The organism is Vibrio rhodolitus (genome assembly GCF_003350325.1).
Classification (GTDB): domain Bacteria; phylum Pseudomonadota; class Gammaproteobacteria; order Enterobacterales; family Vibrionaceae; genus Vibrio; species Vibrio rhodolitus.
Genome location: NZ_QLYZ01000003.1, coordinates 289,213 through 304,080, shown reverse-complemented (window position 1 = coordinate 304,080; position 14,868 = coordinate 289,213). Strand labels below are relative to the sequence as shown.

15 protein-coding genes and 1 pseudogene are annotated in these 14,868 nt (G+C 46.6%); 11 read left to right on the top strand and 5 right to left on the bottom strand.

The genetic code is table 11. The annotated features are described in order from the left end of the window. Positions 1–133: 133 nt before the first annotated feature. Together DPF93_RS04950 and DPF93_RS04945 are read left to right on the top strand one after the other, a co-directional pair. Entirely contained in the window at positions 134–1,552 is a 1,419-nt protein-coding gene (locus DPF93_RS04950; protein WP_164675313.1) for a methyl-accepting chemotaxis protein, read from the top strand. A 160-nt stretch (positions 1,553–1,712) separates the two neighbouring features. Beyond that, positions 1,713–1,973, top strand: coding sequence for a lipoprotein (locus DPF93_RS04945; RefSeq protein WP_114765096.1), 261 nt, complete (start codon positions 1,713–1,715; stop codon positions 1,971–1,973). Between the two features lie 83 nt (positions 1,974–2,056). On the opposite strand, the gene DPF93_RS04940 is transcribed toward DPF93_RS04945, so the two are convergent. From DPF93_RS04940 to DPF93_RS04925, 4 genes and pseudogenes are all read right to left on the bottom strand, one after another. Further along, entirely contained in the window at positions 2,057–2,407 is a 351-nt protein-coding gene (locus tag DPF93_RS04940; RefSeq protein WP_114765168.1) for a DUF3147 family protein, read from the bottom strand. Positions 2,408–2,472: 65 nt separating this feature from the next. Continuing rightward, positions 2,473–3,765 (bottom strand): hydroxymethylglutaryl-CoA reductase, encoded by a 1,293-nt coding sequence (locus DPF93_RS04935; protein WP_114765095.1) that lies wholly within the window; start codon positions 3,763–3,765, stop codon positions 2,473–2,475. Between the two features lie 333 nt (positions 3,766–4,098). Beyond that, positions 4,099–4,509: a DUF2000 family protein gene (locus DPF93_RS04930; RefSeq protein ID WP_114765094.1), complete on the bottom strand. Its 411-nt coding sequence runs from the start codon at positions 4,507–4,509 to the stop codon at positions 4,099–4,101. A gap of 90 nt (positions 4,510–4,599) precedes the next feature. Continuing rightward, positions 4,600–5,247, bottom strand: a pseudogene (locus DPF93_RS04925) (UTRA domain-containing protein); the annotation flags it as partial. Positions 5,248–5,534: 287 nt separating this feature from the next. Here DPF93_RS04925 and DPF93_RS04920 point away from each other — a divergent pair. From DPF93_RS04920 to DPF93_RS04895, 6 genes are read left to right on the top strand one after another with little or no spacing between them, the layout of a single operon-like run. After that, the gene (locus tag DPF93_RS04920; protein ID WP_114765093.1) at positions 5,535–6,641 is read left to right on the top strand and encodes an ABC transporter substrate-binding protein; all 1,107 of its coding nucleotides are present in this window, start codon (positions 5,535–5,537) and stop codon (positions 6,639–6,641) included. A 37-nt stretch (positions 6,642–6,678) separates the two neighbouring features. After that, complete coding sequence (locus DPF93_RS04915; protein WP_114765092.1) at positions 6,679–7,500, top strand: alkaline phosphatase family protein; 822 nt, start codon at positions 6,679–6,681, stop codon at positions 7,498–7,500. Next, entirely contained in the window at positions 7,497–8,399 is a 903-nt protein-coding gene (locus DPF93_RS04910) for an ABC transporter permease (protein ID WP_114765091.1), read from the top strand. The genes DPF93_RS04915 and DPF93_RS04910 overlap by 4 nt, the downstream gene beginning before the upstream one ends. Positions 8,400–8,402: 3 nt before the next feature. After that, a complete protein-coding gene (locus DPF93_RS04905; RefSeq protein WP_114765090.1) occupies positions 8,403–9,191 on the top strand; it encodes an ABC transporter permease in 789 nt (262 codons plus the stop codon). Then, the gene (locus DPF93_RS04900; RefSeq protein WP_114765089.1) at positions 9,188–10,207 is read left to right on the top strand and encodes an ABC transporter ATP-binding protein; all 1,020 of its coding nucleotides are present in this window, start codon (positions 9,188–9,190) and stop codon (positions 10,205–10,207) included. The genes DPF93_RS04905 and DPF93_RS04900 overlap by 4 nt, the downstream gene beginning before the upstream one ends. Before the next feature lies 1 nt (position 10,208). Continuing rightward, complete coding sequence (locus DPF93_RS04895; protein WP_114765088.1) at positions 10,209–10,868, top strand: HAD family hydrolase; 660 nt, start codon at positions 10,209–10,211, stop codon at positions 10,866–10,868. A gap of 15 nt (positions 10,869–10,883) precedes the next feature. Here DPF93_RS04895 and DPF93_RS04890 read toward each other — a convergent pair whose 3' ends face one another. Then, complete coding sequence (locus DPF93_RS04890) at positions 10,884–12,158, bottom strand: IS1 family transposase (RefSeq protein WP_123777516.1); 1,275 nt, start codon at positions 12,156–12,158, stop codon at positions 10,884–10,886. Between the two features lie 176 nt (positions 12,159–12,334). On the opposite strand from DPF93_RS04890, the gene DPF93_RS04885 reads away from it, so the two are divergent. The 3 genes from DPF93_RS04885 (at position 12,335) to def (ending at position 14,867) form a co-directional block, all read left to right on the top strand. Next, the gene (locus DPF93_RS04885) at positions 12,335–13,882 is read left to right on the top strand and encodes a bifunctional metallophosphatase/5'-nucleotidase (RefSeq protein WP_114765086.1); all 1,548 of its coding nucleotides are present in this window, start codon (positions 12,335–12,337) and stop codon (positions 13,880–13,882) included. A gap of 161 nt (positions 13,883–14,043) precedes the next feature. Beyond that, on the top strand, positions 14,044–14,295 hold the full coding sequence (locus tag DPF93_RS04880) for a hypothetical protein (protein ID WP_114765085.1): 252 nt from the start codon (positions 14,044–14,046) through the stop codon (positions 14,293–14,295). Positions 14,296–14,363: 68 nt separating this feature from the next. After that, a complete protein-coding gene (gene def, locus DPF93_RS04875) occupies positions 14,364–14,867 on the top strand; it encodes a peptide deformylase (RefSeq protein WP_114765084.1) in 504 nt (167 codons plus the stop codon). Position 14,868 lies beyond the last annotated feature (1 nt).

Here is a 14,868-nt window from a genome sequence, read left to right as displayed (position 1 = left end):
GAGGTTAGATCTGATTACTAGATGGCTAGATATATTCGTATTGAGCTGTATAGGAATATTTTACCAGTTCCAATTTGGTATTGCTGCAAGTGCCCCACTTTTCACTCTGGCATTGATCCTCGCATATGTACGGATGCGAAAAACAAACGATGAAAGCGAACATCATCAACCTGAAGAAACTAGCGTTGCTGCAAAAATTGCCGATGAGATGAACCAAGAAGCCGTTATCGCGGCTGAGGTTTCTGCTGCAATCGATAATGTTTCGCAAAGCGTCGAGAAGCAAGCGGCGCAATCCGAGTTGGTGAGCATGAATACCAACACCATCGCTGAAACATTAAAACAGACCACCGCGTCTGCGCACGATACCCATGCAGAAGCGCTGGAGATGTATAGCGTCGCGACGCTTTGCCAGAATCAGTTGAGTGAAACTGTCATCAACATGAATGAAATGGTTAATGAAGCAGAAAACTCACTCGACCAAGTGGAACATCTTGAAGCGCAAATTGATAGAATTCGTCAGGTCGCAGCGGATATTGAAGCTATTGCCGCGCAAACCAATCTACTGGCATTGAATGCGGCGATTGAAGCGGCGCGGGCTGGCGACTCTGGGCGTGGTTTTGCGGTCGTTGCCAATGAGGTGCGCGATCTGGCGGACAGAACAACCCAGAGCACAGACAAAGCCTCCAAGATCATCGATTCTGTCGTGATGGAAACCAAAAGTGTCGGTCAAGTGATCCGCACGCTCTCAAGCAAAGTCAGCGATGGTTCGCAAAGCATCAATGTGGTTGAGCAGCAGCTCGATACGATTGCCAATAAAGCCCAGAATATCGAACACAAGATTGAAGATATCTCATCGGGCGTTGAGATCAATGAAAACAAGCTGCAAGGGATTGCCGACTCAGTTCATCAAGTCAACGAAGAGATCATCAAAAGCAACGACCAATTGCACTCGCTGCGTGAAGATGCCTGCAAACTTATGGAATTGGCAGAACAGTGTAACGCGGTTGTGGTCGCTCAGTACGAAGATAGCGTGCATTGGCCTATCTATAACTCGGCGAGTAAAACAGCCCGCGTAATTTCAACTCAATTTGAGAGCGCGATTGAGACAGGTAAAATCACGGCAACTGAACTGTTTGATCATAACTACCGACCTATCGAAGGCACCAATCCACAAAAGTACTCCACCCAATTTGATGAATTTTGTGACCGAATACTACCGGACATTCAAGAGAGAGCACTAAGCGAAGACGACAGGCTCACTTACGTTATCGCGACTGATTGTCGAGGCTATGTACCGACTCACAACAATGAATTTTGTCAGCCACTTACGGGGAACCCTGACATCGATATTGTACGCAATCGCACTAAGCGCATTTTTGGCGATAGAGTGGGTCAAAAATGTGGCTCACACACTCAAACGATGTTATTGCAAACCTATAAGCGTGATACCGGTGAAATCATGCATGATTTATCGGTACCGATCTATGTCAACAATAAACATTGGGGAGCCGTGCGTTTAGGCTATAAGCCTATCGAAGAAGTACCCGCTTAGAGCCCTAATCTATCTATGGGGTGTTGGCAATGCCACCATCCCTACTTCAATAATACAATGATAATACTGACGAAATTCTCAGTGAGCACCAAAACCGCCTTGCAAATAGTACATCATTCCATTATTTTCCGTGCGCTATGTTTTATATGGAATAATAACAATGAAAAAAGCACTTTTTGCAGCGTCAACTCTTCTAGCACTTACAGCGTGTTCAGGCGCAAACGTGACCAGCCAAATGCGTGACTTCGATGCGGATAATGCATCAAAAATGCTACGCTGTGTGACGGTAGAGACTAATGATTCGGACACCAACGAAGAGCTAGCAGCTTACGATGGTTGGAGCTTGGTTTACGCTTCTGAGTACACGACAGATAACAAGTCAACCACAGAGCTAACTATGTGCTTTGAGAAGAAGTACTAATCTGGCGAACAAATCGCTTGATAATAAAGAGACTAATGGCGGAATCACTCCGCCATTTTTGTTTTCTTATCGTGGGCACTAAACTAGGTTAGCTCAATCCCAAACTGCTTAACGATTAGAGCCACAGTAAAAAAGCACACTATTGAGATAAGCGCGCAAATACCTAATGCTGGCCAGAAAGAAAACTTACTGAGCAAAAACGGAAAGGCGAGAAACATAGGCAAAGTGGGTAGCACATACCAAAACGTGTAGTAAGCATGGTTAGCGAGTTTCGCTTGTCCCTGCCCTTCAATATACATCCAAATCAAAGCCAATATGGTGACCGTCGGCAAAGCGGCAATTAAAGCCCCAGCCTTGTCACTTCGCTTGGCAATTTCTGAAATTAACACCACAATCCCAGCTGTCAGTGCGTATTTAGTAATGATCCACAGCATCATTTCACGTCCATGTCAGAAAATCATTTAAGGAAGAGACTAACCACACTATAGCTAAATCTTTCTTAGCTAGTTGGCTGTGGGCTCACCTTTTTACGCGCCAATTTTTGATGAGCACGGGAAAAGTGCCCTGCGCAAAATGCGCCGATAATCGACAATTCACCCGCCAAACATAGCCCAGCGGCAACTTCCGCCAGTGCTTTGGCCTTGCCACTGCCATGCAAGCCAAGAATATCTAGGCATGCTTTTTGGGTAGGCAGACCTGTACCGCCGCCAACAGTGCCCACCATGATGTTAGGTAACGTCACCAATGCGTACAAATCACCTTGTGCAGTGACTTCCATGCGGGTAATACCGACAGCCGATTCAGCTACACACGCTGCATCTTGCCCACAAGCGATATAAAGTGCGGTTAACGCATTCGCGTAATGCGCATTAACACCAATCGAACCACTGAGCAGCCCACCAACAGTATTCATCTGGGTGAAACTTGCCATGGCTTCAGGCGTAGTGTGCAGATGTTTATGGACGAGCTGTTTGGAAATCGTAATATCCGCAGAGACCTTCTTACCGCGAACTGAGCGCAGCACATAACCATTGGCTTTCTTATCACCCGATAGATTGCCATCTAAGAAAGCTTCGACAGGCTGAATCGGACTTGCTTCCAAGATATAGCTGAATACCTGCTGGGTTGCGATGGTAACCATATTCTGGCCAGACGCATCGCCTGTCACAAACTCGAATACTAGATAAACATGGTTGCCTTCGATGTTAACGTTAATGTCCTTTAACTTACCGTGTGATGTGGTGGACTGAGCCATTTCACGAAACAGATCATATTGCGTCACCACCCAGCTAACAAACTGCGCCGACTCAGCCAGAGATTGGAAAGCAAACACTGGGGTGCGGCTTACCCCTTCGTTAAGCAACATCGCACTAGCGCCACCAGCCGCTGTGATAAGTTTCGAGCCACGATGGTAAGAAGCCACTAAAGCCGCCTCGGTCGTTGCCAAAGGAACCAGATAGTCGTCGTTAGCAAACAAACCATTAATACGCAGCGGCCCAGCAATACCGACAGGGACATTGACCGTACCCACGAAGTGCTCAATGTTATTGGCATACTCTTGATAATGCTGCTCGGTAAAAGAATCAAACAGCACTTGTTTGTCCGTCATCGAATCTAATACTTTCCAACGCCGCTCAAGGTGCTTGTCAGTCATACCCGCGCTTAAGCACAAACCTTTGCTCGCTTGCTGATATTTAGGAGTAAGAGCTGTGGCAAGTTTGTCAGTCATTTGTGTATCCGAGAACACACTTCCACTCTTGGCATGATTCAGGTTTAGATTCAATTTAGGCATACAACAGATTCTTTTACGGCCCAGCATAAAGATGCCCAGCCTCATAATTCGTCTGCCACTCAACGGTGGCTATATTGATACAGCGCCAAAACGCCAGTGAGTGGGCAATTCTAACTAAGTTGGATAGATAAGTGGTTGGAGCAGGCTAAAATGATCGAAACCGCCTTTGATATCAACGCTCAATGGCGCAGAGTAACGCCATAGAATCATTAGGTTAGCGGAAAGTACGCTGAAAAATAAAGATGTTACAAATCGTTGTCAATTATCGATAATCTCTGCTTTTGCAATGACAATAATCCGAAACACATCAAAGAAATATAATCGTGACAAGGTTTAGTCATGCAATTTAGCGCCTTTAAATACCTTATCAACTGACTTCTTATCACTACACATCGCAATACCAACCAGAGGCAACTCCTCTGTGGCGTATTGGCTTACTGTCTGTCGATTTGCTTCATCGTGACCAGAAGAAAACATATCTTCAATAAACAGCGCAACTTCTGCTTGGTCTCGATTAGCGCGCTGAATAAACGTAGCAAGTTTTTCTCGCTTTGCTTTTAGAACGATGATGGGCTGAACACAGAGCGGCAGATACTCGGTATTAGAAGCATCCTTGTATTGTGTACCAACACTCACCTTTGAACTCGCAGTGACGCCGCCAGAAAGAAAACTAACGACATTCAGTTTTTGCCAAGTCGGTAAATCATCAGCGACAACAATGGCAAATTTAGTATCAAATTGCATACAAATCCTTATGTAATGACTGGTTAAGGTTGAGTCCTACTATAAGCATTCGCTGCACGCAAAAAATAGAACAAAGTTGCGCGATTTTCTTTAGTCCATTCGCTCACTATCAATCTGAATTTTCACCGCATCCGGACGCCAGTACTCGAACTCACAATCCATCAACTCACCATCTTGTTTATAGTTCACTCGGCATATTTTTAGCACTGGCTGACCTTCTGCCAAGTTGAGCGCTTTGGCAACATGACTCGGAGCGGAGGTTGGAATCACCTCAAAACGAGAGCGTTGGGTTTGATAGCCATACTCGTTACGGTAAATAGCGGTTAACGAATCTGTTAAGTCAAAACGCAAGATCCCAGCAAATAGGTACTCTTTCAGCACATTTTCAACAAAAAGGACCGCTCGACCATCGATATAGCGCAAGCGTTGAATAAGCAAAAGTGGGCAGCCTCGCTCCACGCTGAGTACTTCCTGATAAACACCATCTGCCGGCATTTTTACGACATTTAGCAGCTTAGTGTCTGCTATTCGTGACTGTTCATGAATCATTTGCTGAAAGTGATAACGTGAGAGAGGGTTGTAACAGATTCTCGGTGGAGAAACATACCAACCCCGTCGCTCTTCGCGATAAATCAGCCCTTCCGTTTCCAGCGCAATCAAGGCGTCTTTAAGAGTGATTCGCGTAGTACCAAACTGCTCGCTAAGTGCTCTTTCTCCCAGTAATTTTTGCCCTTGCAGCAGCTCCCCCGCCGCAATCTGCTGGCGAATATCGGCTTTGATTTTGGCTAATTGGGTATTCAATCGACTCAACGGTTTCATCCTTGTATTGGCGGGTTCAAATTTTACAAAACCCAGCACCTTAATCACCATTTATGACGAAAATATGAAATTAAACAGCCAGTTAAAGTGAAATAAAACTGCCACACAATTGCCGAAAAACTGTCAGATTTATTGCGCTAAATCGTCACATTCCATCCCTAGCATACAACTCGAACTTACTGACCTAGTCCAGAAGGATAGAGACAATGAACAAATTGCTAAGTCGTACCACTGCCGTATCAGCTACTCTGATCGCAGCGACACTTTCGATGCCAGTTATTTCAGCAGAAAGCCATTCATCAGAAATCAACTCAGCAGCAACCAATAACGCTGATCTACAAACTCTGATCAGCGCAGCGCAAAAAGAGGGGGCGGTATACAGTGTCGGCATGCCAGATAGCTGGGCGAACTGGAAAGGCACGTGGGCAGATCTCAAATCAAACTACGGCTTAAAACATCAAGATACTGACATGAGCTCAGCGCAAGAGATCGCAAAGTTTGCTGCAGAAAAGAAAAATGCAACCGCAGATATTGGTGATGTCGGCTTTGCCTTCGCTCGCGTTGCAGTGAAAAAAGGCGTGACTCAGCCATACAAACCGACCACTTGGAATGACATCCCTGATTGGGCAAAAGATCAAGATGGTCACTGGGCGCTCGCCTACACCGGCACCATCTCGTTTATCTCGAACAACAACCTAGTAAAAAATGCGCCGACCAGTTGGGATGATTTACTCAAAGGCGACTACAAAGTCACTGTTGGTGATGTCGGCGTTGCCGCTCAAGCAAACAACGCCGTACTTGCGGCAGCATTTGCCAAAGGGGGTAACGAATCTAACCTGAAACCAGCAATTCAGTTCTTTGCTGAGCTGGCTAAACAAGGTCGCTTATCTTTTACCGACCCAAGCATCGCCAACCTTGAAAAAGGCGAAGTTGAAGTGGCAATCATGTGGGATTTCAACGCGCTAAACTATCGCGACAAAATCGACCGCGAGCGTTTTAGCGTCAACATTCCACAAGATGGTTCGGTTATTTCAGGTTACACCACCATCATCAACAAGTACGCGCAAAACCCAAACGCAGCCAAATTGGCGCGTGAATATATCTTTAGTGACCAAGGACAAATCAACCTTGCCGAAGGCTATGCACGCCCAATTCGCAGCAGCGTCACCTTACCTCAATCGGTGCAAGACAAGCTGATCGCTAATGACCAATACAGCAACGTGCACCCTGTAACCGATTTTACTGCATGGGAAAAATCAGCCCGCAAGCTTCCACGCCAGTGGCAAGAAAGCGTCTTGATTCACCAACAGTAACCCGCTCTTTTGAGTCATAACAAGTAAGTCATAAACCATGAGCAATAAGACCATTCTTGTTGTTCTAGATGGACTGAACTATCAAGTAGCCCAACAATGTATGGGCTACTTAAACGGTCTAATAGAACAGCAGCGCGCCACATTATACAAAGTACAATGTGAACTACCTTCACTCTCACGCCCTCTCTATGAGTGCTTGCTGACTGGAGTACGCCCTGTCGACAGCGGTATTGTCCATAATCATGTGGTGCGCCGCTCTCACCATGAATCAATTTTTAGCCTCGCACGCGCACAAGGCAAAGTGACGGCTGCCGCGGCTTACCATTGGGTAAGCGAACTGTATAATCGCGCCCCTTTTGATGCCATTCGCGACCGCTTTACCCACAATAAACAGCTAAACATTCAACATGGCTGTTTTTATTTCTGGGATCACTACCCAGACGAAGCGTTATTTTTGGATGGCGAACACCTGCGCCGCACCTACCAGCCTGATTTTCTCCTCATCCATCCAATGAACATCGATGATATGGGGCACAAACACGGTCTGGACTCCGTGCAATACCGTAATAGTGCGCGTCAAGCTGACATCATTCTGTCGAACTATATCGACGCTTGGCTGGCTGATGGCTATCAAATCATCATTACCAGTGACCATGGTATGAATAACGATTTCTCTCATGGCGGGATTTTACCGTCAGAGCGTGACGTTCCACTGTTTGTGATTGGCGAGCGTTTTAGCCACCAATTCGCTGAGGTCGAACAGTCCACGATCAAACAAACCGAGATTTGTGGTGCTGTCTGTCAGTTACTCAATCTTGACCATAGCAAACCCTACCCTCAGGAATTGTTAGCACTATGAGCAGTTCTGCTATCTCGACCGGTCGCACTATCAGTGCCACGGTAAACACCCAAGCACGACCACAACAATGGTGGGCGCGCCTTAAGCCAGCGTTATGGTTAATTCCATTTGGTCTGTTTTTCTATCTATTCCAACTTGCGCCGATGTTGTGGGTACTGTTCAACAGCTTTATTTATGAAGAGGAAATCTCACTAGCGAACTATTACGAGGTGCTCGATTCCGCCTTTATGATGCAGGCATTTGGCAACAGTTTATGGTTAGCGGTTTGGTCAAGTTTACTTGGCTTAGCCATTGCGACCTTGCTGGTTTCTTCTTTGCGTCGCGTGAATTGCCGCCTACGTGATGGGGTTATCGCCTTTACTAACATGAGCAGCAACTTCTCGGGCGTCCCCCTTGCCTTTGCTTTTATCATTATCCTTGGTACCAACGGCGCGATTACTTTACTCCTAAAACAGTATGGATTGCTGGGTAGCTTTGATCTGTATGGCAAATGGGGATTGTTAGCCATCTACATCTATTTCCAAATCCCACTAGCGGTATTGCTGCTCTACCCGGCATTTGATGCCTTAAACGATGATTGGCAAGCTGCTGCCGCGCTGCTGGGCGCGAAAGCATCGCACTATTGGACAAAGATAGCTTTACCGGTGCTTTCTCCGGCGCTATTTGGCACCTTTATTATTCTGATTGCCAACGCAATTGGCGCTTACGCCAGCGTTTATGCGTTAACCGCGGGGAACTACAACGTCATCACCGTGCGTATTGCGAGCCTCGTCTCTGGTGATCTGTTCCTAGAGCCCAATTTAGCGGCAGCCATCTCTGTCGTCCTAATGGCATTGCTGGCATTCATTACCGTCATCAACCAATGGTTGATTTCTAAAAGCTACGCAGGCAGGAAGTAACTGATGCAAAACGTAAATACTCGCCTTCATAAGACCGTGGTGTATTCGATTGTTGGCATCATGTTAGTGCCGATTATCGCGACCTTTATCTATTCACTGTCATCAAGCTGGGGGGCAACCATCCTGCCCGATGGCTTTACATTCGATTGGTACATCAAACTGCTGACAGACCCACGCTTTTTACACGCATTTGGGCGCTCGCTGTTTATCTGTCTGTCAGCCTTGGGGCTCAGTGTTGTGCTGATTTTGCCCGCCATTTTTGTCGTGTTTTACTACTTTCCTAAACTCGATAAGCTGATGAATATTCTCATCTTGCTGCCGTTTGCCGTGCCGCCGGTTGTCTCATCTGTCGGTCTATTGCAGCTGTATGCCGACAGTGAAATCAGCTTAATTGGTACGCCTTGGATTTTAATTGGTACCTACTTCACCATTGCGCTGCCCTTTATGTATCGCGCAATCGCCAATAGCTTTCAAGCCATCAACTTGCATGACTTAATGGATGCGGCGTATCTGCTTGGCGCAAGCACCAGCAAAGCGTTCTTATTGATTATTTTACCGAACCTAAAGAAAGGCTTATTAGCCTCCCTGTTTCTTTCCTTCTCATTCCTTTTGGGTGAGTTTGTATTTGCCAACATTTTGGTCGGCACTCGCTATGAGACGTTGCAGATTTATCTCTACAACATGCGTCAAACCAGCGGACATTTCACCTCAGCATTGGTAATGACTTATTTCCTATTTATTTTCTTACTGACTTGGCTAGCCAGTCGTTTTAGCCGAGGAGCACAACAATGAGCTACGTAACTGTAAAAAATCTAACCAAACGTTTTGGTGACAACACGGTATTTGAACAGATTCAATTCACCATAGAGCAAGGCGAATTCATCACCCTACTTGGTCCAAGTGGTTGTGGTAAGTCGACACTGTTACGCAGCCTCGCGGGTTTAAACCCGGTTGATGAAGGGGAGATTTGGGTTGATCAGCACAACATCACCCATCAAGTGCCACAAGAACGCGGCATTGGCATGGTGTTTCAGTCTTACGCGCTGTTTCCCAATATGACGGTCGAAGGCAATATTGCCTTTGGACTTAAAATGAAAAAGCTCTCTGCCGATGAAATTCAGCAATCGGTCGCGAAAGTGATTGAATTGGTCGATTTAAAAGGTAAGGAAAAGCAGTATCCGCATCAACTCTCTGGCGGTCAACGACAACGCGTGGCGCTCGCGCGTGCGTTAGTCGTCAAACCTCGCATCCTACTGCTTGATGAACCACTCTCCGCGCTGGATGCCAAAATCCGTAAGCATTTACGCCAGCAGATCCGTGATATTCAGAAAGAGATGAACCTCACCACGGTCTTTGTTACCCACGATCAAGAAGAAGCGATGATCATGTCCGATAGAATCTTCCTCATGAACAAAGGCGAAATCGTCCAAGCTGGCAGCCCGGAAGAGATCTACACCCACCCAGTTAATGAATTCGTGGCTGGATTTATGGGGCACTACAACTTAGTCGATGCCAATCAAGCCAAGAAGCTGTTCAATATCGAGAGCCAATCTAAGGTCGCGATTCGCCCAGAATCTATCTACGTCAAGGAGCATGGTCGCCACTACGGTAGCCATATTTCAGCGCCACAAACCGGCATCATTAAAAACCACCAGCTACTTGGCAACGTAATCCGTTACCAAGTCGATGTTCAAGATTGTGAACTCACTGTCGATTTATTAAACCGCTCTTCAGAGCGCCTACTGGCAAATGGTAGCCAACTGGATCTACTATTTAATCTCAACGAAATTCAACCAGTGAGTGCTTAAAATGTCGAATCCCTTGTATGTATTTGATATGGATGAAACCCTAATCAATGGTGATTGTGCCATGATTTGGAATGAGTTTCTGGTCGAAAAAGGCATTGCCATTGCAGACAATTTCCTTGCCGAGGATAAGCGTCTGATGGCGCTCTACGCGCAAGGCAAAATGGATATGGAAGATTATCTGCAATTTTCCATGGCGCCACTTGCCAACATGTCGATTGCACAAGTAGACCAACTGGTACTCGAGTGCGTTGAGCAGCGTATTCTGCCCAAGCAGTTTGAGCGCTCACAGCTGCTTATCGAACAACTCAATCAGCAAAATGCAGATATGGTGATCATTTCCGCGACCGTCAGTTTCTTAGTCGCCGCCGTGGGTCGTCGTATTGGTATCCCTGCTGCATTGGGGATTGATATGGTGGTCGAAAATGGCTGCTACAGCGCCCAAATCGATGGCATCCCAAGCTATCGAGAAGGCAAAGTTGCCAGATTGGAACAGTGGTTGTCAGAGCAGTCTCAACACTACTCTGAGGTGCACTTTTATACCGACTCAATCAACGACTTACCGCTATGTGAATACGCGGATCATGTCCACTTAGTTAATCCTTGTCCGCAGCTTAAAGCACTCGCTGACCGACCAAATTGGCAAGTATTAAACTGGAGTTAGTGACACCAATCCTAGCTAGAGAGCTTGGTTATAATTGGCGGCAAGCGCCAGCAGCAAGCTCTCTAATCGTGAGGCGGTCATTTGGTCTAAATTAAGCCGCTGACTGTGCTGCTCAATATATCGCAATGCTTTTGTCGCACTGAGTAAACTGATCTCATCAGAGCGCATCTCTGTCTTACCACACAACACTGAATAGGCTTTCGTCGCGCCTGATTCATCCCCATATTCCTGCCAAATGTTCTGCCACCAGCCTAACTTACGTGTGGTAAGCAAACGAGTGGTAAGCAAACGCACGCTCGCTTGCGTTTCACAAGCTGTTTCTCCTACCACGTAGACCAATGCCATTTGTTGATTTTTCACTTGTTGCGCATATTGAGTAATACAAGCTCCCCGCAAAAACACCTCATGAGCCAATACATGCGCCCCTCCCTGCTCGCCATGATGCAATGCCTTAAGTAAGGCAAAATGCGCATGCGCAGTCAGCACGGGTAAGGCATGAGACTGAGATGATTTACTCAGCTTGCCTTGCCCAAAATCACAACGGTCAAACTGCTGACGATGGAGAAAACGCTGCTCTTGCTTGTGGGCAAGGTCGATAGCGCTATCCGTTGATTCAACCACCAACGGCGGCGCATCAACGCAGGGCTGATAGCGCCCTAATGTCGGCAGCGCGAGCGGCAGTAATGTGGTACTTAAATGGAGGATCTTGCCACTTTGCATATCGGTGGTGAGGATCCCCCAAAGATTATTATCTCTGCCTTTATAACCTAAGGTGAACACCACACTCGCCATGTTATCCGCAGCAGGTTGGGACCATAGCGTTTGCCACGCGCGACGTTTTAGCTGCTCACAAGCGCGGTCGAAATGCACGCCGTATTGCGCAGCCAATTGAGTCAAATCGCCATTTTCTCCTTCACCTTGTTGTTGCTCACCTTCTTTTTGCTGATTTCGGCAAAGCTCAATCGGCTTGGCGATCTGTTTATCAATCAGGGAAACTAACTGCTGCTGCCCTTTCATCACCGAATTGCGCACAGAATATGTTTTGCCGCACGTCTTACAACGAAAACGCGCCTTACCATTGCTGCTATGCCCGAAACGTTTCACTGCCTGTGAGCCGCAGTCTGGGCAACCGCTCCCCATAACCAGGGCAAGCTGCTGCTGCCAATATTGCCAAATCAACCGATAACTTTGGTTATCAAGCATTGGCGGCGTCGCGGAACAAGCATCACAACGCATCGACAAAAAGCCGAGCGGACGAACGTTATATTGGTATTCAGGCGCATTCGCCACACCAAGATTTTTGCAATGACGACTTTTGCAAACGTTTAAATCAAGCACTTAGTTAGCAACAAAAAATGAAAATCGCGCCATTCTATTCGTTTTTCCAAATTAAATTGTGATGCACTTCTGAATTTCTAGCCAAACGTTTCCGTATATTGCCGCCCGTTTATCTAAAGGAGAAGAACATGAAAAAACGTTTGCTTGCATCTTTGATCGCTTTAGCGGCAACACCGCTATGCGCGAAAGACCTTACCATTCTGTACACCAATGATATTCACGCTAAGGTTGATCCTTACATTGCACGCTACATTGATGAAGAGCGCGCAGTGGGCGGTTTTGCCAACCTCGCAACGTACATCAAACAAGAAAAAGCAGTACAGCCAGAAAGCACCATCGTGCTAGATGCAGGCGATTACTTCTCAGGTTCAACGGTAGATACCCTAACTGAGGGTGAAGCCATTATCGATATCATGAACACCATGGGCTATGACGTGGCTTCTATTGGTAACCACGAGTTCGACTACGGTTGGGATAACACACTAGTCCAACTTGCTAAAGCAAACTTTGAAATCCTACTCGGCAACGTGTTCTACGAAGGAACAGATAAACCATTTTGGGATAAGCCTTACACCATCGTTGAGCGCGACGGTCTAAAACTGGGTATTATCGGTCTACACGGCAAGTTCGCTTTCTACGACACTGTGGCAGCCAACATGCGTCAAAACCTTGAAGCGCGTGATGAAATTGAATACCTACAAAAATACCTTGATGAACTTCGCCCACAAGTTGATGTGACCATTTTGCTGGTTCACCAAGGTACACCTGCGCGTCAATCAAGCCTAGGTAACAACGATGTTCGTCGTGCTTTAGATAAAGACATTCAAACTGCCAAACAAGTAAACGGTTTGGACATTCTAGTGACTGGTCACGCGCACGTGGGTACACCTGAAGTGATTGAAGTGAATGATACACTGATCGTTTCAACCGATGCTTACGGCATCAACGTGGGTAAACTGACCATCGATTTTGATGAAAAAGCACGTAAGATCAAAGATTACGAGTTCGACCTAAAAACCATTTGGGCTGACGAATGGCAAGCAGACAAAGAGACTCAAGCGCGCATTGATAAATGGAAAGGCGTGGTTGAAACCATCGTTGCTGAGAAATTAACTCACAGCGAAAACACTCTAACTCGCTCATACGGTGAATCATCAACACTTGGTAACCTAGTGGCAGACTCTATGCTACCAAACTTCCCTGATGGTGAACTGGCATTTACTAACAGTGGCGGCATTCGTGCAGACATCGAAGCGGGCGACATTACTTACGGCGACGTAATCGATGCGCTACCATTCCCTAACTACCCTGTTGTGATGGACTTAACCGGTAAGCAAATCCGTTCACTGATGGAGCATGCTGCGGGTCTAAGCAATGGCGTAATGCAAGTATCAAGCGGCGTTTACATGGCTTACGACTCTTCACGCCCAGATGGCAAACGCGTTCTGGAACTCAAACTTAACGGTAAACCAATGGTGGATGAGCAAGTTTACCGCGTGGTAACCAACAACTTCCTCGCTGACGGTGGTGATGGTTTTGCTGCCTTCACTGAAGGTAAGAACCGCCAAGAGCGTGCTGGCGAGCCTCTCTCTCTAGGCTTTAAAGCTTACTTAGCTCGCCCGGATGCACTGGCGAAAGTAATGGAAGTACGTATCGAAGATCGCAAAGCGCAATAATCAGCACTTATTCAAGGGTCACACTGGTGTGACCCTTTCCCCCGCAGATAAATCCTCCCCTCACCACCTAGCAGATTTTTGTCAATCACAGAGGTGGATCGAAAAATACAGGTCATTTTTCAGCCAATATGTCAGCTCTTAGTTCTCTTGGAGATTGAGCGATGCGTAAGCTAAAAATTGAGACATTTGCCTACACCACAGGTGAACCGATTGACTCTATTGCTATTCCCACATCATGGGCAAAAACCCTAGCTAAGCTATTACCCAGTAACGTGTTGTCAAGCTTTGATGAAAATGGTGAACAACTCAGTGCATTGCTAGAGGCGATATCTGATCCTAACTTTCACGGCACGATTGTCGATATCAGTGATGCCAAGGACAATGAGCGCGTGGTTATTTCTGTCTTAGACTAGGATAAGCTTGATCGGCAATGGCACTCCATGATACACCGTCGCCTTAAAGTAAAGAGGCAGTATTAGTTATGGCAGTTTTAGAAATTCTTACCGCGCCTGATCCGCGCTTAAAAGTTCAGGCAGAAAAAGTGGAAGACTTTGCGTCAATCCAAACCTTTATTGACGATATGCTCGACACACTTTACGCAACCGACAACGGCATCGGCTTAGCTTCAACTCAAGTCGGTCATAAAGAAGCGGTTGTGGTCATTGACCTATCCGAAGAGCGTAACGATCCGCTGATTCTGGTCAACCCAGAAGTCGTTAGCGGCAGTGATAAAGCAATGGGCCAAGAAGGCTGCCTATCCGTTCCTGAATACTACGCTGATGTTGAACGCTACACCTCTGTCGTTGTCACTGCGCAAGACCGTCACGGTAACCCAATCACCATCGAAACCGACGAGTTTCTCGCGATTGTGATGCAGCATGAAATCGACCATCTATCAGGTAACCTTTTTATTGATTACCTCTCGCCGCTCAAGCGCCAAATGGCGATGAAAAAGGTCAAGAAACACCTGAAAGCGCAAGCGTAAT